Below are 18,875 nucleotides of genomic sequence, written 5' to 3' on the forward strand. Positions count from 1 at the left end.
AGGCATTATCTGATCCGATTTTCAAAGGTCTTAAAGACATTAAAGAGTATAGACATAAAGGAATGTATAAATACACAACGGGTACCAGTAAATCGATAGCGGAAGCCAACGACATACGAAACAAGCTGCGTTATCAGGGATTTCATAATGCTTTTGTAGTGCCTTTTTATAACGATGAGAGAATTAACTCCGGTAAAATCAGCGGAGTAGTGTTCTATAAAAGCAAAAAATTAGATGGAATTGCCGGCATAAGAGTATTTATCTATGACTCCAATAATACTAAAACTACCTCCACCCTTTCAGAGGCCGACGGAACTTTTACACTTCTGGGTTTAAAGCCGGGAGATTATACTGCCCAATTAGACAGTGAACAATTGGATAAAGCACAAATGATACCAACAGCACTCGTTCAAAAATTCAGAATAAGCAATCTTAATGGGAATGTTGAGGCTAAATTGGAATTTATCCTAGAAACAAAAGACAATAAAAAGCAAACGTCTGATGAAAAATCTAACGACAATAAAATAGCTTCTCAAAAAGGCCTGGTTTTCAAGATCCAGATAATGGCTTCAAAACATAAACAATCTTTTTCCAATTCGTTATTTAAAGCATTAAAAGGAATTGAAATGTATCAACATGAAGGTTTGTACAAATACACTTGGGGAGAAGCCTATACGCTGGGAGAAATAAGAAAAATAAAAAGAGACCTTCAGAATCGCGGAATTAAAAATGCTTTTATAGTCCCTTTTTACAATGAGGTGAGGATGAATTTGCAAGAAGCTACCGGGGAGGTTTCCCTGAAGATGAATGGTGATTTATACGAACTTGGAGGAATTAAAATAAATATTTATGATGATGACACTATTTTTATTACCTCGTTAGTTTCAAAATCCGATGGTCATTTTAGTTTTCTTGGGTTACGTCCCGGAAATTACAGCGCAGTTTTAGATCGCACGCAATTGGATTATTTTAACATGGGTTCTAATTCAGATTCTTTCCGATTCACCATTGGCAACGATAATGATGGAGACCTTGCTAAGCAAATAAAATTTGTATTGTATCCCAAATAAGTGTCAAAACAAGCGGCTTTAAACTAAAATTTCAACATTAAAGGTCATAATTTAGCATTCAATTTTATTGTAAGAAGGCTCAAAAATCTCATTAAAAAAACATAACATAACATAACATAACATAACCCGTTGGGTGTAATTAGTTTTTGATGGAAATTTTCGTCAGTTCGAGTGATTTTCGACATAAAATTATATCGAGAACTAGAAAATTAGTATTAAAAACGGTTCTCGATACCTTTTTTGTTCCGTTTTACTCCACAAAATTCTCATCCTTAAATCCTATCAAATATAATTTATTTTTTGCTCTGGTCATTGCGGTGTACAACCAGCGAATGTAATCTCTATTGATTCCATCCGGTAAATAGGGTTGTTCGATAAAAACCGTATTCCATTGTCCGCCCTGTGATTTATGACACGTAATTGCATACGAAAACTTCACTTGCAAGCCATTGAAATATTCGTTGGCTTTTACTTTCTGGAATTGCTTGAATTTGGTTTCACCTTCGTAATCTTTCAACACCTCTTGATACAATCTATTTGATTCTTCATAGGTTAACGATGGCGATTCACTTTTTATGGTATCCATTAATAATACCGTTTCAAATGGAATTTGATTGGGATAATCAATCATCCTTATTTTTACTTTGGCAAACTTAAAACCATACAATTCTTTGATATTGAAAATTTCCAGTATTTCAATAATATCACCATTGGCAATAAAACCAGCTTCATCAGAATCTTTCAACCAGAAATAATTATTCTTTACGACCATCAAAAAATCGCCTGTGGAAAGTTCGCTTTCTTTATCGAGGATTTTGGTTCTGATTTGCTCATTATATTGATTTGCTCTTTTATTGGAACGAACAATAAAAGCAGTATCTTCAATACTATAATTACTGTAGGCCGAATTAATGGCGTCCTGAATATTGTAACCGTCCGTCAAACGAACAATATCTTTAAATTTCTTGACATCAAATTTAAATTCATCTATGAAGGAATCTTTTAATAATTCCCGAAGCTCGGTAGCATTATGCAAAATTCCAGAATTTTCTTCCTGACGCATCACTTCGTCCAACTCTATATGCTCAATTTCCTTATCATAATTCATTCTCAAAGTACGAATATCCAACGCGGGACTGATATCCAAATTCACCGGAGGCAATTGAGCGGTATCACCTAGCAAAATCATTTTACAATTAGTTCCTGAATATACATACGAAATCAAATCATCAAGCAATGAACCATTTTCATACAGCTTAGAATCCGAATTCGTATCCGAAATCATAGAAGCTTCATCGACGATAAAAATGGTATTTTTATGTTTGTTTTGTTGCAATGTAAACGAAACACCACCACCGGAAGATTTTTTAGGGAAATAAATTTTTTTATGAATTGTAAACGCGGGTTTGTTTGAATAATTAGCAATCACTTTTGCCGCACGACCTGTTGGCGCCAGCAAAACATATTTTTTATTGATGTCCAATAAACTATTTACAATCGTAGAAATCACGGTTGTTTTCCCCGTTCCCGCATATCCTTTTAATACGAAGATGGTTTTATTATCGCTTTCGGTTAAAAAAATCGCTATTTTCTGAAAAAAAATATCCTGTTTGTACGTGGGTTGAAAAGGGAACTTTTTTTGTAAAAGACTATAAAACAGGGAGGAATTCATTTCGTATTATTTGACTGCAAAGTAAAGAATGTTTTTTCAATTTCAAGGTCAATAGCAATTTCAATTTTCAATTACTGGTATTGATTTTTGCCATTGTTATTGCTATTGTCATTGCAATTGAATTTTACCATTGCAATTGTTATTGATTTTTAAATTTGTAAGTTTGCGCTGTTGAAAAAAGCAATAGTATTATGAACATAGCCGAAAAAAAATATAAAAAACTTTCCATTCAAGTTTCCTTGACAGGACTATCTTTTTGTTGTTTTGATACGCTAAACAACACGGTAACTTCATTCAACGAAGTACATTTTGATACGTTTCATAAATCCACAAAAATTGAAGATTTGTTTGCCAATGCTTTCCGAGATCATCCGGAATTAAACGATTCCTATGATGAGATTCTGGTGATTCACAATAACAATCTTTCAACTTTTGTTCCTGAACCGTTATTCGATGAAAACTTTTTAGGCAGTTATTTGCAATACAATACCAAGGTTTTTGAAACCGATTTTTTTGCTTTTGATGAAATTCCAAACTATCAAATGAATGCGGTTTATATTCCGTATGTGAATATCAATAATTTTTTCATTGACCAATTTGGTGCTTTCGATTATAAACATGCCAATAGCATTTTGGTTTCGAAACTTTTGGTTGCATCCAAAAATAAGGATGAGAAAAAAATGTTTGTACATATTAATACCGGTCATTTTGAAATCATTGTGGTTCAGAATCAAAAATTATTGCTTTTCAATTCTTTTGATTACAATACGCCCGATGATTTCTTATATTACATTTTATTTACTGCCGAACAATTGAACTTAAATCCCGAAAATTTTCCATTGGAATTAATCGGAAATATTGATGCCGAAAGTGATTATTTCAAAATCGCTTACAAATACATTCGCAACGTTTCACTTATCGAAGTGGAAGATTTGCGATGGAACAATTATTTTTCTGAGGCCGAAAACAGAAATCATTTTATACTTTTTAACTCATGAGAATCATTTCAGGAAAATACAAAGGAAGACGCATTTTTCCACCAAAAGGACTTCCCGTTCGTCCCACAACTGACATGTCTAAAGAAGCATTATTCAATGTTTTGAACAATCATTTCAGTTTTGAAGGACTTAAAATATTAGATTTGTTTGCCGGAACCGGAAATATCAGTTACGAATTTGCCTCAAGAGGAAGCACGCCGATAACCTCTGTTGATGGTGATTTTGGTTGTGTAAAATTCATCAAACAAGTTGCATCCGAATATGATTTTAATATTGCGGCCACAAAAAGTGATGTTTTCACCTATTTGGAACGATGTAAAACTTCCTACGATATTATTTTTGCAGATCCGCCTTATGCCTTGGATCAAAAAACTTTTGAGAAAATTATCTTGTTAGTTTTCGAAAAAGAATTGCTTAATGAAGAAGGAATGATGGTAATCGAACATTCGAAATATACCAAACTAGATCACATGATTCACTTTTCATTCCAGAAAAGTTACGGTGGTTCTATTTTTAGTTTTTTTGAAATTAATTCTGATGATAAAGAAGATTCTGAAAATGAATCCGATCAAAACGATGGTGAAGAAGAATAATTTCAGATCAGTTTTTGAGACAGCTTCTCCCCTATTTTTTTGTAAACGGGAGTTTCAACACCATATTTAAAACCTTCATTTACCACATATTTTGTCAAGGAAACTATTTCGGTATTTCTCCCTGCCAAAAAATCTCTGTGCATTGATGAAGTGGCGTCTTTTGGTGTTTTTTCTAATTTGACAACTGTTTGAGCCACAATATCATTGGGCAGCGGTAACCCTTTTGCGAAAGCGACAGCGGTAACCTCATTTAAAAGTGAAATATAAATTGCTTTATTTTCAGGATTATTTAAAATTCCACCAATATTCTGGTCCAAATACGAAGTCGCTGATGCCAATGCTGAAATAAAAATAAACTTTTCCCAAACCGTTTCGTCAATATTCGCAACAAGATAACTTTCGATACTGGCATTTTTGAAGATGGATTGCAATTCATTTAATTTGGAAAACGGACCATTTTTAGAACCGAAGAATAGTTTTTCATACGGACCAATTTTCTTGATAACCCCCGGCGATTCAATCATTGAAACGATATAAACACAACCTTGCAAAATGGCATTTTCAGGAAATTCTTTTTGTATCCGTTCCGTGGCATCGACACCATTATATAAAGGTAGGATTACCGTGTTTTTAGCAATACAGCGTTTTATGGATTCAAAACTGGTTTCTATATCATAGGTTTTAGTCGCACATATGAGATAATCGAGTTTCCCTATTTCATCTGGATTATTTGAAACCAAACTGGGAAAAACAGTTATTTCAGTAACATCAGTACTGATTTTTAATCCATTTTTGGCTATTGCTTTTTGAGTTTCACCACGAGCAATAAGTACGATTTCAATTATATCTGATTCAAAATAAGCTTTGGCTAACAATCCTCCGAAGTAACCACCTACCCCGCCCAATCCTAAAATACCTATTCTTGTTCTCATAACTTCTATTTAAAAAATTAAACCATTAAGAAATTCAGAAAATTAAGCCGTGGGACTTAATTAAACTTAAATTTCTTGATGGTTTTTCTTTTAGACTTCACAATCCCTATTTTATTAAATATTTTAATAAAAAATGCAGACCTATAAGCCGGATTCTGTCCCCGATAAATCGGAGCCTTATCATTTATCTAGACTTATAATTACTCATAAGCTCAAGCTATCTACCCTTCAGCAACGGACGAGAAGCCCTTAAATACTGATATACTTGATATTTCACCGCATAGAGTTTACCTGTTTTCACTACAGCATTACCTGTACATACTTTCTGTTGCACTTGTCCTAATCCCGATAAATCGGTACCGACGGGTATTACCCGCTATGCTTCCCTGTGGTGTCCGGACTTTCCTCCCTTTTAATTACTCAAAACGGCGATAAGGCGGTCTGCGGTGCAAAATTACACTATTTTTTTCTGTATCTCTATTTTACACAATTTACTTTGACAACCATTTTACAACGACTTAATAATAAATTAGTTACCTTTATCTTTCACAATTAATCTCTCGTTATTTATGAAACCATCCTATCATTATACCACAGTTTTAGAAGCTTTAGAGGATTTAAAAGAAAAAGGGTTTACCTATGATTTTAATATTCATCAAAATGATATTAAAACAAATCCCCATAATTATGAAGTAAATCATGTATATCGCTACGAAGGAGATACTGATCCAGCAGAAGAATCAGTGGTTTATGGCATAACTTCAGCTTCAGACATAAAAGGAGTTTTTGTGGCGGGATTTTCAGCTAATTCGGATGATGATGCTGCGATTTATTTGGAAAAATTATGTATTGGTGGCGACGGACAATGCAAACTCTAATTTTGCGCTATTCCTTTTGTAATAATGTAAAAATCCTTTTTAAAAGTATCGAAAAAATATTTATTTAATCGCAATGCAGTTATCCGAACTAATAATACAGCGAATAAAAGAAGAAGGTCCCCTATCTTTTCACGATTTTATGGAAATGGCACTGTATCATCCTGAATTAGGCTATTACAACGCAACACAAACTAAAATTGGAGCTGATGGAGATTTTTACACCAGCCCTTGCATCTCTGCTGACTTTGGTGCCATGATCGGCCGCCAAATTGAAGAGATGTGGCTAAACTTAGCAAAACAACCTTTTAAGATTATTGAATATGGCGCTGGAACGGGTTTGTTATGTCATGATATTTTAGCTTATCTCAAAAACAATAGTGCTTTATATGATACCTTAAGCTATTGTATTATTGAAAAAAGTGTCCGCATGCGCGAAATTGAAAAACGACATCTGAAAGAAAAAGTCAGCTGGTACAACTCAATTCACGATATTCCTGAAATTAATGGCTGTATTTTATCAAATGAATTAGTTGATAATTTTTCTGTACATCAGGTATTTATGGAGGAGGAACTCATGGAAATATTTGTAGACTATAAGGAGGGTTTTATAGAAATTTTAAAGCCGGCAAATAAAAAACTGATTCATTATTTTAAAACATTAAAAGTACAACTGCCGAAAGGGTTTCGCACAGAAGTCAATTTGCAGGCAATATCCTGGATAAAGGAAGTTTCGCGTTCACTACAAAAAGGATATATTATTACAATAGACTATGGGTCGTTGTCCAGTGAGCTGTACAATAATCGAAGGGGTTGCGGCACGCTATTGTGTTATCACAAACATCAAAAAAATGAAAACCCGTATCAATTTATTGGCGAACAAGATATTACAACACATATAAATTTTTCTGCTTTATCTCAATGGGGATCACAGTACGGAATAGAAAGTTGTGGAATGGTAAATCAGTCCCATTTTTTATTAGGTTTAGGTATTAAAGAGTATCAAAATAGTGCTTTAATTAAGAATAAAAGCAGTTTGCAGTCGGCGACCCATGAAGCACTTATTAATTATAAGTTATTAGTGGATATGGGAATGAAATTTAAAGTATTAATTCAACAAAAAGAAGTACAGAAATACCCGTTGTCTGGTCTAAAGTTTTTAAATTTATCAACAAGCATCAGTAACTGATAATAAAATTATTAGCAACAAACAAAATCAGTAAAAAAGCAAAAATAACTTTCTAATTTAAGAGATTTCATTGTCAAAGATGAAAATCTTTCGCTTCTACAGTTGCAAATAGTAAATTTTTTATTGTTGTCTTTGATGATTAAAAAAATTAATTTTTGTTTTGGCAAGGCGAATAATTTTGAGTTTAAAATTTCACAATACTTACCATTAATTGCATAAATAGTCATACTTGTTGTCAATTTACTATCTTTTAAATAAAATTAACCTTAAAAAAAATATTATGGATAAGCGAATGTATCATTATGCGACTGTTTCTAAAGCATTAGAAGAATTAAAAGAAAAAGGATTTACAATTGATTTTAACATTCAGGAAAAAAGGATAATTGACAGTCCTGATGATTTCGAAATTGTGCATTTGTACCGGTATGAAGGCGCGAGTGATCCCGGTGATGAAGCAACGGTTTTTGGTATAAAATCCAGCACTGGTGAAAAAGGTGTTTTTGTAGCTGGACTATCAGCATTTGCTGATAATAGTGCCGCTATGGTTCTGAATGAATTGACTATAAAAGGGAGAGAAGATCGTCCTGAATAAAATACCGCAATATGAACCGTTTAGAGTCAAAGTTAGAAAAAATTGGAAGAGATCCGTTAAGCACAGCCAAAGCTGTTCGTTTGCGGTATTGCGTTAATTATAGCAAAGGTTATTTTCGAATCAAAAAAAACAATGCATTTCAGTACAGTGACGAAAATCAAAATTCTATTACCGACTCTGAAATTCTAACGCGAATTTTGAAGTTAGTAGTTCCTCCTGCATGGGAAAATGTATGGATTTCACCTTATGAAAACGGTCACTTGCAGGCTACGGGTATTGATATTAAAGGTAGGAAGCAATACCGATACCATGAACAATGGAATAAAATCAGAAATCAATCTAAATTTTATCGCATTCAGAGTTTTGCATTAGCCTTACCTATGATTAGAAAACAAGTAGAACATGATTTAAAAAAGAAAAATTTGCCTTACGAAAAAGTTATTGCGCTTGTAATAAAATTGATTGAAACCACTAATATTCGGATAGGAAATGAAGCTTACAAAAAATTATATGGATCTTTTGGATTAACTACTTTACAAGATAGGCATGCAAAGTTTAAAAATGCACAAATTCAATTTGAATTTATTGGTAAAAAAGGCGTGACGCATAAAATTAAATTAATTAGTAAAAAATTAGCGGCATTAGTAAAAAAATGTAAAGATATTCCCGGGCAAGATCTATTTCAGTACTACGATTCAGTAGGAAATCATCACACTATTGGTTCGGGAGATATAAACAACTACTTAAAAAACATAACAAATCAAGATTTTACTGCAAAAGATTTTCGTGTTTGGTCAGGCACTGTCAATGCATTAAGCGCTTTTCAACAATTACAACCACCCGAAAGTCAAACGGAATCTAAACGCAAAATAATTGAAGTAATTGATGAAGTTGCTTTGAAATTAGGTAATACTAGAACTGTTTGTAAAAAATATTATGTTCATCCTACCGTAATAGCCGCATTTGAAAAAGGTTCTATCTGGCAGTATAAATCCACTAAAAATAATACTAATTTTTTACCGATGGAATACGCACTGTTGAAACTACTCCATAAAGAAACAATAGCAACCGTTTTAGGTTAAATCTAGCAAGTCGAGTTTTAATTTATCGAAGTGTACTCAATTAAATTGGATTTAAATTTTGTTAATGGGAACTTGTTATTTGGCGCACCAAAACCTATATTTGTGGACCAATTCATTTCTATGGAACAATTTGTTGTATCGGCTCGTAAATATCGTCCTCAAACATTTAAAGATGTTATAGGACAAAAAGCCATTACCAATACATTATTGAATGCCATAGAAAGCAATCACTTAGCTTCGGCACTACTGTTTACAGGACCTCGTGGAGTTGGCAAAACTACTTGCGCCCGTATTCTTGCTCGAAAAATAAATCAGCCCGGATATGATGATCCAAATGAAGATTTCGCTTTTAATGTTTTCGAATTAGATGCTGCATCCAACAATTCCGTTGATGATATACGTAATTTAATTGATCAGGTTCGTATCCCTCCACAAACGGGACAGTACAAAGTATACATTATTGATGAAGTTCATATGTTGTCTTCGGCAGCTTTTAATGCTTTCCTGAAAACATTGGAAGAACCGCCAAAACATGCCATTTTTATATTGGCAACGACCGAAAAACATAAAATTATTCCAACAATACTTTCCCGTTGTCAGATATTTGATTTCAAAAGAATTACTGTACGAGATGCTAAAGAACATCTTGCCGAAGTAGCCACGAGTCAAGGGGTAAATTTTGAAGATGACGCGCTGCATATTATTGCTCAAAAAGCAGATGGAGCAATGCGTGATGCTTTGTCTATTTTTGATAGAGTCGTTTCTTTTTGCGGGAAAAATTTAACCCGTCAGGCAGTTACTGAGAATTTAAATGTGTTGGATTACGAAACCTATATCAATATCACCGATTTGATTTTGGAAAATAAAATTCCTGATATATTAATCGCTTTCAATGATATTCTTGCCAAAGGTTTCGATGGACATCATTTTGTATCCGGATTAGCGTCTCATTTCAGAGATTTATTAGTATCTAAAACACCTGCTACTTTGTCATTATTAGAAGTTGGTGAACAAGCGCAACAAATGTACGGCGTACAAGCGCAAAAATGTAGTCCAGACTTTTTATTGAAGGGAATTGAAATTGCAAACGATTGTGATTTAAAATATAAACTGAGCCAAAATCAACGACTTCTTGTTGAACTTTGTCTGATGCAACTTGCCTCTATCACTTATGATGGAGAAAAAAAAAAGTTAACCAATTTATAATTCCACCTACTTATTTCAAAAAGAATGATTACTCCATTGTAGAAAATTCAAAAACCAAAGTAGAAAGTACTATAAAAAATCCAGTTGTAGCAATAGTTCAAGAAAAAGAACCAGAAGCTTTCGTTGCTGCTCCTGCAATTCCAGTTACAGCTCCTGCAGCAAAAATTGAACTTCCGCAATCTACCGAACCAAAGGTTTCTGCGTTTTCATTATCTAGTATTCGTGCCAAAAAAGCATTGGAAGAAAGTGCTAGAAAAATTGTAAAAGTAATGACGCAATTGCCAACAGAATCTTTTACTGAAACAGAAATGTTATTGCATTGGAACAAATACGCTCAACGTTTAGGAGATAAAGGGTATAAAATTATGGAGTCGTTATTACTCATTAACGATCCTAAACTAAATGGAACTTCAATATCAATTGAATTACCAAATGAAGGTTCTAAACTAGATTTTGAAAATGAATTAAATGGTCTTTTGGGACATTTAAAAGGTCATTTGCACAATCATGATATTACGATACAAGTTATTGTGAATGAAAGTATTGAAAGTAAAAAAAGCTTTAATGATCAAGATCGATATAACAGACTTCATGAAATAAATCCAAACATTGAACTTTTACGAACAACATTTGGATTAGATTTAGAGGCGTAATCTTAAAGGATAAGAATTATTTTATTTTTTTAAATCGATAACTTTTTCAATTCTTTTATCAGGTATAAGCCAAATCATTGCCGCAATAATATAAACTGAAACGGCAACTAATTCATAAAAAAAAGAAATAACTATTGCACTTAGGTTCAAAGCATCAGTAATTTTCCCTTTAAAATCTTTTCCCACTGCTTTTTCCAATAGTGAATTGTCTGCTTCACTAGCGATAATTATATTTTGAAGTAACCGAAAGGCTATTGCTGCGAAAAAAAGAATTATTCCATACAATGTAATGGTATCTTTGGCAAAATTATGCTCCCCCATCCATCCCGAAGAAACAGGAATTAAGGACAACCAAAATAACAAATGAAGATTTGCCCAAAGGATTTTACCATTAATTTTAGTAACACTTTGCAACATGTGATGGTGATTATTCCAATATATACCTATGTAAATAAAACTTAAAACATAGCTTATAAATTTAGGAAAAAGCAATTGTAAATCACTAAAATTTCCCCCTTCCGGAACCTTTATTTCAAGTACCATAATAGTAATTACTATAGCCAAAACACCATCGCTAAAAGCTTCTAATCTGTTTTTATTCATATAAGTATTATACCTTACCATAATACATTGCTTTTACAATTCCGTCAGAAAGTCCAATTTTAGGAACGTAAATATTTCTTGCTCCACTCCATTTCATAGCATTTAGATAAATTCTTGTAGCAGGAATAATTACATCTGCACGATCCGGATTCAATCCTAATTCAGAAATCCTTTGTTCATACGAAAGTGAATTCAAGAAAGCGTATTGGGAATTCATATAAATATATGACAATGGCTTTTCTTGTATTTTCCCCGACATCTTGAATAGCTTATTAATATTTCCGCCAGAGCCTATCAAAATGACTTCGTCACAATCTTCAGTATTTGTTTTGATCCATTTTTCAATTTCATCCCATACAACGTCACATACCATATTATTTAATAAACGTACAGTTCCTGCTTTGAAGGATCTTGAATTTATCATTTTACCATTAGAAAATAATGTAAACTCAGTGCTTCCACCACCAACATCTACAAAAAGATAGGTTTGATCCGTTTTTAATAAATGATGTAAATCGGTTGAGGCGATTATTGCTGCTTCTTTTTTACCATCTATAATTTCAATTTTTATATCGGCTTTTTTCTTTATAAGTGCCACTACTTCTTTAGCATTGTAGGCTTCCCGCATGGCTGAAGTTGCAAAAGCCATATAACGTTCCACTTTATGTACTTTCATCAAAAGATGAAAAGCTTTCATAGCATCGCACATTCGTTCCAAGTTTTCTTCTGAAATTTCACCGACAGTAAAGGCATCTTGGCCTAGACGAATTGGAACACGCACTAATGAACTCTTATTAAACTGTGGCTCCTTTCCCTTTTGCTCAACAATATTTACAATCAATAAACGCATGGCATTAGAACCAATATCGATTGCTGCATATTTTTTTATTTTAATCATTTTGGATTTGATTCGTTTATTTTTTTAGCAATTAATTTGTATATTAATTCTAAATCAAAAAATTATTAAAAATATTAAACTCAACTCGAACAAATAATTATACTATTTTTTCCGTTTTTGACTCTAATTCAACTTTACTTTGATAATATTTATAGGTTTCTAATTGTGCCCTAAAAACAGGATTATGATTTCGAATTCTATATTTATTGTCTAATTTATAAGAATGAAATCTAGCTTTGACATTCCCTTTCCAACCGATATCAAAGTTATCGATTAACTCATTTTTTATTTCCTGATCATATATTGGACAGGTCACTTCTACACGACCATCCAGATTTCTGGTCATGAAATCAGCTGATGAAATGTATACTTCTGTCTGTCCTGCATTGCCAAAAATATAAATTCTGGAATGTTCCAGATAATTATCTACGATACTTATTGCTTCGATATTATCACTCATTCCTGAAATTCCAGGTATTAGTGAACAAATTCCTCTCACTTCGAGCTGAATTTTCACTCCTGCTCTACTGGCTTCGTATAATTTATCGATCATTTCAAAATCAGATAAGCTATTCATCTTTAACTTTATATGTGTTTTTCTGCCTGCTAACGCATGCGTAATCTCTCTGTCAATCAATTTTATAAATCGGCTTCTGGTATAATGCGGTGAAACAATGAGGTGTTTGTAGCGGTGCACTCTGTAATTGATATCAAAAAACTCAAATATCCGCACAATATCTTTCAGAATTTGTTGATGACTCGTAAAAAGAGTTACATCGGTGTAGACCTTAGCTGTAGATTCATTGAAATTTCCTGTCGAAATAAAGCCGTATCGTTTAACTTTATTATTCTCATTTCTTTCAATAACACATATTTTACTGTGTACTTTTAGTCCTTTTATTCCAAAGATTAATTCAATGCCTTCTGTTTGCATTTGTTCGGCATACGAAATGTTAGAAGCTTCATCAAAACGCGCTTGCAATTCGATTTGAACGGTTACTTTTTTTCCGTTTTTGGCTGCATTTATCAGTGAACTAATGATTTGAGAATTTTTGGCCAATCGATATAAAGTAATTTTAATCGAAGTTACTTTTGGGTCTAATGCCGCTTCACGCAAAAACTTAGTCAGATAGGAAAAGGATTGGTAAGGAGCATTAAGCAAATAATCTCTTTCGCTAATTTTTTCCAACATACTCCCTTCCATACTTAATCCTGGAATTGGTAATGGGTCATTGGTTTTGTACAATAAATCAAATCGCCCCAGATTCGGAAAATTCATGTAATCCCGTCTGTTGTGGTATCGACCGCCAGGAATAATACTGTCCGTAGAAACGATTTTCATTTTATCAAGAAAAAATTGCAGGGTATCTTCTTCTATCAATTGGTCGTAAATAAAACGAACTGGCTCTCCAATTCTACGATCTTTAACACTCAATGATATTTTTTCGATCATACTTTTGCTTAAATCACTATCGATGTCTAACTGCGCATCTCTGGTGATTTTTATCATGTGTGCAGAAATACTTTCATAGTCAAAAATATTGAAAATACTGCTCAAATTATGTCTTATGACATCATCCAGAAGTATGACAAAATGCTTTTCATTATTTGATGGTAAAACAACAAATCGGTTAATTGTTTTTGGGATTTCGATTACGGCATAACGCACCTCAGCGTTTTTATTCATAACCAGTTTAATGGCTAAGTACCCCGAAGTATCTTTCAATAAAGGAAATTCGGCTAAATCATTTAAAATTATAGTTACTAATTCAGGACTTAATTTTTGAATAAAAAAGTCTTTCAAAAAGATTTCCTGTTCGATAGTAATATCATTTTCAGTGATAATAAATATGTTTTCAGTCTCTAGTTCACCTTCGATAATATTTAAGATTCTTAAACTTTCTGACTGTTGTTGGATTACAATTTCAGTTATATCCTTTACTAGTTGTTGTGCAGAAATCCCTCCAAGATATTTTTCGCCAGTTATTCCAGTTAGACTTAAACGTCTGATGGCTGCAAAACGAACTCTAAAAAACTCATCTAAATTATTCGAAAAAATACCTAAAAACCGTAGTCTGTCTAATAGTGGAACTGCATTATCACCAGCTTCTTGAAGTACTCTGGCATTAAAGGCTAACCAACTTTTTTCTCTATCAATGTATTTATATTCTAATACTTTATTCATCTTAAATCTTTGGGGAATATTATTTTTTTTATTGTACCTTTTTTAATTTTTTTCCAATCATCGGTATCTAATTTTATGAACACAAAACCGCTTGTAGGAATATTATCAATATAATCATCCCCAAATTTATTAACAAAATTTGTAATTGCACCATTATGTCCGAAAACGATAACACTTTCGAAAAGATTACTGCACGCTTTAATACTTTCCTCTAGTTTTTTTTCATCAAAGGTATAAAGATCGTCTTTGTAAATGATACTTTCTACTGGATAAGCTAAATTTTGAGCAAAAATTAACGCTGTGTTTGTTGCTCTTTTGGCAGAACTAGCCCAAATAATATATGTTTTTGGTATAAAATCTTTTGCTTGAGCAGCAACAAGATGAGCATCTTTCATTCCTTTGCAAGTCAAACCACGATCTTTATCACGTATTGGAACTTCCCAACTTGATTTGGCATGCCGAACTAAAATTAGATTTTTCATGCTAACAATATTTATCTGTCAATGGCATTTTATCAATTTATTTGAGCCTTACAAATTACAAAATAAATTTTAAATGCAATTGCTTATTTAGATCGAAATGAGGAATAATATTTTTTACAATTACTGTTTTTTATAAAAATTAAACAGAATTATTTACACTCAATGTGAAATATTTCATTTCCGTAAAATATTTTTTTAATTTAATTATTAAGTTTTATCTTGTTTTTTAATTGTTAATAATAAATTATAATCTAGAATTAAAATGTTAAAAAATATAAAAAAATTATTGTAAAACTTAGTAAACATCCGTTTTTGTTTAATATTTATTAACAAAAAATGTCGTTTCAACGAGTATTTAGGTAGTTGATAGAAAAAAAAAATATTATTAAATCTTTCTAATTATATTAGCTTAAAATTCAAGCATTTAAATAAAAAAAATATCATTTTAAATACTCAGCAAGCCAAAAAAAATGATACTATTTTATAGATAAATATTGAAATACAAACTATGATTTAGAATAAAATTATATTACAAACAATACTTTAAAATTTGATTGTATGAAAACAAAATCTACCCTTTTTTTACTGACCTTATTTATGTTTGTTAGTACTATATATTCACAATTTGATTCCCAACATCCTGATTTAAGATCGTGTAATTATTCCTGTTCTTCTGGCAATGTAAATGCTAAAAACGTTTACCTTAGTGCAACTACTAACGATGGAACTCCTCTGCAGGATATTTATCCTACTTGCATTGCTGGAGTGGATACATATAGTGTAACTATATGGTTGAATTACACCCAAAATCAAACTAGTGACATTCCAAATGCAAGAGTATTTGCTACATTGTCCATTGGCGATGGTGCACCTATGCAGATTAACACATATGTTGGAACTTTAGCCTCTACAAAAGGTACCCTTGGCGGGAAAATTAAATTGACAACCGTTCCAGTAAATTGGGTTTGTGGTCAAACTTTGTCTTTTACAAATGTATTGGTGGTTTGGAAACCAGGTAATGGTGACGCACAACTTAATGCAAACTCTACTTATAGTTGTCAAACCTATTCTAATTCACAATGCGAATTTGGCACAACTACTTTTTTTGCCGCACCTCTAGCTGTTCAATATACTTATAAAGCTTGTAAGGTTGGTACAAACAATACAGTCAATTTTACTTCAACCACAAATGGAGGAACAGCACCGTACACTTATGCATGGGATTTTGATAATAACGGCACAATCGATTCTACTATAGCAAATCCTATTTATACATATACTACATCTAACAACACTGCTAAACTAAAAGTCACTGATTCTAAGGGTATTTTCAATACATATTCATTATTAATTAACAGCCCTGCCGAGCTTACTGTATCAGGATCTTCCACAAATGCAAATTGTAGTGGTCAAAATAGCGGATCTGTATCTGTTACTGCTTTTGGAGGAACAGAGTCTTACACTTATTCATGGAAAAACTCATCAAATGTTTTAATAGGGTCCACAGCGACAGTTAATAACTTACCTTTTGGAACATATACGATTGAGGTAAAAGATTCTAATTTATGTACAGCTTCTACCAGTGTTACTATTGCTTCTGCATCATTACCGGTGGCTCCCACGTCTGGTGGAAACCAGACCGTTTGTCAAGCATCTCCTATTCAAACGTTAACGGCTACTGCAACCGGTGGTACAATTACTTGGTATACCGATGCAACTGCTGGAACATTGGTAACAAATCCTACCCTTAGTGTTGTGGGAACCGTAACCTATTATGCACAAGCTGCTAATGGAACTTGTTCCAGTAGTACAAGAACTCCGGTTACATTGACTATCAATGCGGCTCCGGTGGCTCCAACTTCTGGTGGAAACCAGACCGTTTGTCAAGCATCTCCTATTCAAACGTTAACGGCTACTGCAACAGGTGGTACCATTACTTGGTATACCGATGCTACTGCTGGAACATTGGTAACAAATCCTACCCTTAGTGCGGTGGGAACGGTAACCTATTATGCACAAGCTGATAATGGAACTTGTTCCAGTAGTTCAAGAACTGCGGTTACATTAACTATCAATGCGACTCCGGTGGCTCCAACTTCTGGTGGAAACCAAACCGTTTGTCAAGCATCTCCTATTCAAACGCTAACGGCTACTGCAATAGGTGGTACCATTACTTGGTATACCGACGCTACTGCTGGAACATTGGTAACAAATCCTACCCTTAGTGCGGTGGGAACGGTAACCTATTATGCACAAGCTGCTAATGGAACTTGTTTCAGTAGTACAAGAACTCCGGTTACATTGACTATCAATGCGGCTCCGGTGGCTCCAACTTCTGGTGGAGATCAGACCGTTTGTCAAGCATCTCCTATTCAAACGCTAACGGCTACTGCAACAGGTGGTACCATTACTTGGTATACCGACGCTACTGCTGGAACATTGGTAACAAATCCTACCCTTAGTGCGGTGGGAACGGTAACCTATTATGCACAAACTGCTAATGGAACTTGTTCCTGTCTTGCAAGAACTCCAGTTACATTAACTATCAATGCGACTCCGGTGGCTCCAACTTCTGGCGGAAACCAGACCGTTTGTCAAGCATCTCCTATTCAAACGCTAACGGCTACTGCAATAGGTGGTACCATTACTTGGTATACCGACGCTACTGCTGGAACATTGGTAACAAATCCTACCCTTAGTGTGGTTGGAACTGTAACCTATTATGCACAAGCTGCTAATGGAACTTGTTTCAGTAGTACAAGAACTCCGGTTACATTGACTATCAATGCGGCTCCGGTGGCTCCAACTTCTGGTGGAGATCAGACCGTTTGTCAAGCATCTCCTATTCAAACGCTAACGGCTACTGCAACAGGTGGTACCATTACTTGGTATACCGACGCTACTGCTGGAACATTGGTAACAAATCCTACCCTTAGTGCGGTGGGAACGGTAACCTATTATGCACAAACTGCTAATGGAACTTGTTCCTGTCTTGCAAGAACTCCCGTTACATTAACTATCAATGCGACTCCGGTGGCTCCAACTTCTGGCGGAAACCAGACCGTTTGTCAAGCATCTCCTATTCAAACGCTAACGGCTACTGCAATAGGTGGTACCATTACTTGGTATACCGATGCAACTGCTGGAACATTGGTAACAAATCCTACACTTAATGCGGTGGGAACCATAACCTATTATGCACAAGCTGCTAATGGAACTTGTTCCAGTAGTACAAGAACTCCGGTTACATTGACTATCAATGCGGCTCCGGTGGCTCCAACTTCTGGCGGAAACCAGACCGTTTGTCAAGCATCTCCTATTCAAACGCTAACGGCTACTGCAACAGGTGGTACCATTACTTGGTATACCGATGCTACTGCTGGAACATTGGTAACAAATCCTACCCTTAATGCAGTGGGAACGGTAACCTATTATGCACAAACTGCTAACGGAACTTGTTCCTGTCTTGCAAGAACTCCCGTTACATTGACTATCAATGCGACTCCGGTGGCTCCAACTTCTGGCGGAAACCAAACCGTTTGTCAAACATCTCCTATTCAAACACTAACGGCTACTGCAACAGGTGGTACCATTACTTGGTATACCGATGCAACTTCTGGAACATTGGTAACAAATCCTACCCTTAATGCGGTGGGAACCATAACCTATTATGCACAAGCTGATAATGGAACTTGTTCCAGTAGTACAAGAACTCCGGTTACATTGACTATCAATGCGGCTCCGGTGGCTCCAACTTCTGGCGGAAACCAGACCGTTTGTCAAGCATCTCCTATTCAAACGCTAACGGCTACTGCAACAGGTGGTACCATTACTTGGTATACCGA

The 18,875-nt window shown here is 34.2% G+C and carries 17 protein-coding genes and 1 other RNA gene; 10 read left to right on the forward strand and 8 right to left on the reverse strand.

From position 1 onward, the window contains the following. Nucleotides 1-62: 62 nt before the first annotated feature. Nucleotides 63-1,070 carry a hypothetical protein gene (locus tag ACNQGJ_RS07855; RefSeq protein ID WP_417971770.1) on the forward strand — a complete coding sequence of 336 codons (1,008 nt, stop codon included), beginning with the start codon at nt 63-65 and terminating at the stop codon, nt 1,068-1,070. A gap of 250 nt (nt 1,071-1,320) precedes the next feature. On the opposite strand, the gene ACNQGJ_RS07860 is transcribed toward ACNQGJ_RS07855, so the two are convergent. Beyond that, the gene (locus tag ACNQGJ_RS07860; RefSeq protein WP_417971772.1) at nt 1,321-2,742 is read right to left on the reverse strand and encodes an ATP-dependent DNA helicase; all 1,422 of its coding nucleotides are present in this window, start codon (nt 2,740-2,742) and stop codon (nt 1,321-1,323) included. Nucleotides 2,743-2,933: 191 nt separating this feature from the next. Between ACNQGJ_RS07860 and ACNQGJ_RS07865 the strand changes: the two genes are divergently transcribed. Next, nucleotides 2,934-3,740, forward strand: a complete 807-nt coding sequence (locus ACNQGJ_RS07865; protein WP_417971774.1) for a DUF3822 family protein — start codon at nt 2,934-2,936, stop codon at nt 3,738-3,740. Continuing rightward, a complete protein-coding gene (locus tag ACNQGJ_RS07870; protein ID WP_417971776.1) occupies nt 3,737-4,333 on the forward strand; it encodes an RsmD family RNA methyltransferase in 597 nt (198 codons plus the stop codon). The genes ACNQGJ_RS07865 and ACNQGJ_RS07870 overlap by 4 nt, the downstream gene beginning before the upstream one ends. Before the next feature lie 2 nt (nt 4,334-4,335). Here ACNQGJ_RS07870 and ACNQGJ_RS07875 read toward each other — a convergent pair whose 3' ends face one another. After that, nucleotides 4,336-5,265, reverse strand: coding sequence for a ketopantoate reductase family protein (locus tag ACNQGJ_RS07875; RefSeq protein WP_417971778.1), 930 nt, complete (start codon nt 5,263-5,265; stop codon nt 4,336-4,338). Nucleotides 5,266-5,393: 128 nt separating this feature from the next. After that, nucleotides 5,394-5,713, reverse strand: an RNA gene (gene rnpB / locus ACNQGJ_RS07880) — RNase P RNA component class A. Between the two features lie 121 nt (nt 5,714-5,834). Here rnpB and ACNQGJ_RS07885 point away from each other — a divergent pair. From ACNQGJ_RS07885 to dnaX, 5 genes are all read left to right on the forward strand, one after another. Next, the gene (locus tag ACNQGJ_RS07885; protein ID WP_417971780.1) at nt 5,835-6,143 is read left to right on the forward strand and encodes a hypothetical protein; all 309 of its coding nucleotides are present in this window, start codon (nt 5,835-5,837) and stop codon (nt 6,141-6,143) included. 73 nt (nt 6,144-6,216) lie between these two features. After that, nucleotides 6,217-7,329 carry a class I SAM-dependent methyltransferase gene (locus tag ACNQGJ_RS07890; protein WP_417971782.1) on the forward strand — a complete coding sequence of 371 codons (1,113 nt, stop codon included), beginning with the start codon at nt 6,217-6,219 and terminating at the stop codon, nt 7,327-7,329. Nucleotides 7,330-7,609: 280 nt separating this feature from the next. Then, on the forward strand, nt 7,610-7,921 hold the full coding sequence (locus ACNQGJ_RS07895) for a hypothetical protein (RefSeq protein ID WP_417971784.1): 312 nt from the start codon (nt 7,610-7,612) through the stop codon (nt 7,919-7,921). A gap of 11 nt (nt 7,922-7,932) precedes the next feature. Next, the gene (locus ACNQGJ_RS07900; protein WP_417971786.1) at nt 7,933-9,003 is read left to right on the forward strand and encodes a DNA topoisomerase IB; all 1,071 of its coding nucleotides are present in this window, start codon (nt 7,933-7,935) and stop codon (nt 9,001-9,003) included. Between the two features lie 120 nt (nt 9,004-9,123). Next, nucleotides 9,124-10,209, forward strand: coding sequence for a DNA polymerase III subunit gamma/tau (gene dnaX, locus ACNQGJ_RS07905; protein WP_417971913.1), 1,086 nt, complete (start codon nt 9,124-9,126; stop codon nt 10,207-10,209). 97 nt (nt 10,210-10,306) lie between these two features. Here dnaX and ACNQGJ_RS07910 read toward each other — a convergent pair whose 3' ends face one another. Continuing rightward, entirely contained in the window at nt 10,307-10,438 is a 132-nt protein-coding gene (locus ACNQGJ_RS07910) for a hypothetical protein (protein ID WP_417971788.1), read from the reverse strand. A gap of 7 nt (nt 10,439-10,445) precedes the next feature. Between ACNQGJ_RS07910 and ACNQGJ_RS07915 the strand changes: the two genes are divergently transcribed. Beyond that, nucleotides 10,446-10,862 carry a DNA polymerase III subunit gamma/tau gene (locus ACNQGJ_RS07915; RefSeq protein WP_417971790.1) on the forward strand — a complete coding sequence of 139 codons (417 nt, stop codon included), beginning with the start codon at nt 10,446-10,448 and terminating at the stop codon, nt 10,860-10,862. Between the two features lie 21 nt (nt 10,863-10,883). Here the strand turns inward: ACNQGJ_RS07915 and ACNQGJ_RS07920 are convergent, their stop codons facing one another. From ACNQGJ_RS07920 to ACNQGJ_RS07935, 4 genes are all read right to left on the reverse strand, one after another. Continuing rightward, on the reverse strand, nt 10,884-11,486 hold the full coding sequence (locus ACNQGJ_RS07920) for a TMEM175 family protein (RefSeq protein ID WP_417971792.1): 603 nt from the start codon (nt 11,484-11,486) through the stop codon (nt 10,884-10,886). Next, the gene (locus tag ACNQGJ_RS07925; RefSeq protein WP_417971794.1) at nt 11,473-12,363 is read right to left on the reverse strand and encodes a Ppx/GppA phosphatase family protein; all 891 of its coding nucleotides are present in this window, start codon (nt 12,361-12,363) and stop codon (nt 11,473-11,475) included. Before ACNQGJ_RS07925 ends, ACNQGJ_RS07920 begins: the two co-directional genes overlap by 14 nt. A gap of 97 nt (nt 12,364-12,460) precedes the next feature. Continuing rightward, nucleotides 12,461-14,548 (reverse strand): polyphosphate kinase 1, encoded by a 2,088-nt coding sequence (gene ppk1, locus ACNQGJ_RS07930; protein ID WP_417971796.1) that lies wholly within the window; start codon nt 14,546-14,548, stop codon nt 12,461-12,463. After that, nucleotides 14,545-15,030 (reverse strand): SixA phosphatase family protein, encoded by a 486-nt coding sequence (locus ACNQGJ_RS07935; RefSeq protein ID WP_417971798.1) that lies wholly within the window; start codon nt 15,028-15,030, stop codon nt 14,545-14,547. Before ACNQGJ_RS07935 ends, ppk1 begins: the two co-directional genes overlap by 4 nt. Before the next feature lie 558 nt (nt 15,031-15,588). Between ACNQGJ_RS07935 and ACNQGJ_RS07940 the strand changes: the two genes are divergently transcribed. Next, on the forward strand, nt 15,589-18,875 hold a 3,287-nt coding region (locus ACNQGJ_RS07940), incomplete at its 3' end, for a beta strand repeat-containing protein (protein WP_417980333.1).

It is taken from the genome of Flavobacterium cryophilum, assembly GCF_048286555.1.
In the GTDB taxonomy this organism is placed as follows: Bacteria; Bacteroidota; Bacteroidia; order Flavobacteriales; family Flavobacteriaceae; genus Flavobacterium.

What these genes read in the sequence shown, in the direction of transcription:
- ppk1 (WP_417971796.1), bottom strand. Translation starts at nt 14,548, where the DNA reads ATGAATAAAGTATTAGAATATAAATACATTGATAGAGAAAAAAGTTGG.
- ACNQGJ_RS07925 (WP_417971794.1), bottom strand. Translation starts at nt 12,363, where the DNA reads ATGATTAAAATAAAAAAATATGCAGCAATCGATATTGGTTCTAATGCC.
- ACNQGJ_RS07870 (WP_417971776.1), top strand. Translation starts at nt 3,737, where the DNA reads ATGAGAATCATTTCAGGAAAATACAAAGGAAGACGCATTTTTCCACCA.
- dnaX (WP_417971913.1), top strand. Translation starts at nt 9,124, where the DNA reads ATGGAACAATTTGTTGTATCGGCTCGTAAATATCGTCCTCAAACATTT.
- ACNQGJ_RS07875 (WP_417971778.1), bottom strand. Translation starts at nt 5,265, where the DNA reads ATGAGAACAAGAATAGGTATTTTAGGATTGGGCGGGGTAGGTGGTTAC.
- ACNQGJ_RS07865 (WP_417971774.1), top strand. Translation starts at nt 2,934, where the DNA reads ATGAACATAGCCGAAAAAAAATATAAAAAACTTTCCATTCAAGTTTCC.
- ACNQGJ_RS07860 (WP_417971772.1), bottom strand. Translation starts at nt 2,742, where the DNA reads ATGAATTCCTCCCTGTTTTATAGTCTTTTACAAAAAAAGTTCCCTTTT.
- ACNQGJ_RS07920 (WP_417971792.1), bottom strand. Translation starts at nt 11,486, where the DNA reads ATGGTAAGGTATAATACTTATATGAATAAAAACAGATTAGAAGCTTTT.
- ACNQGJ_RS07890 (WP_417971782.1), top strand. Translation starts at nt 6,217, where the DNA reads ATGCAGTTATCCGAACTAATAATACAGCGAATAAAAGAAGAAGGTCCC.
- ACNQGJ_RS07885 (WP_417971780.1), top strand. Translation starts at nt 5,835, where the DNA reads ATGAAACCATCCTATCATTATACCACAGTTTTAGAAGCTTTAGAGGAT.
- ACNQGJ_RS07895 (WP_417971784.1), top strand. Translation starts at nt 7,610, where the DNA reads ATGGATAAGCGAATGTATCATTATGCGACTGTTTCTAAAGCATTAGAA.
- ACNQGJ_RS07935 (WP_417971798.1), bottom strand. Translation starts at nt 15,030, where the DNA reads ATGAAAAATCTAATTTTAGTTCGGCATGCCAAATCAAGTTGGGAAGTT.
- ACNQGJ_RS07855 (WP_417971770.1), top strand. Translation starts at nt 63, where the DNA reads ATGTATAAATACACAACGGGTACCAGTAAATCGATAGCGGAAGCCAAC.
- ACNQGJ_RS07900 (WP_417971786.1), top strand. Translation starts at nt 7,933, where the DNA reads ATGAACCGTTTAGAGTCAAAGTTAGAAAAAATTGGAAGAGATCCGTTA.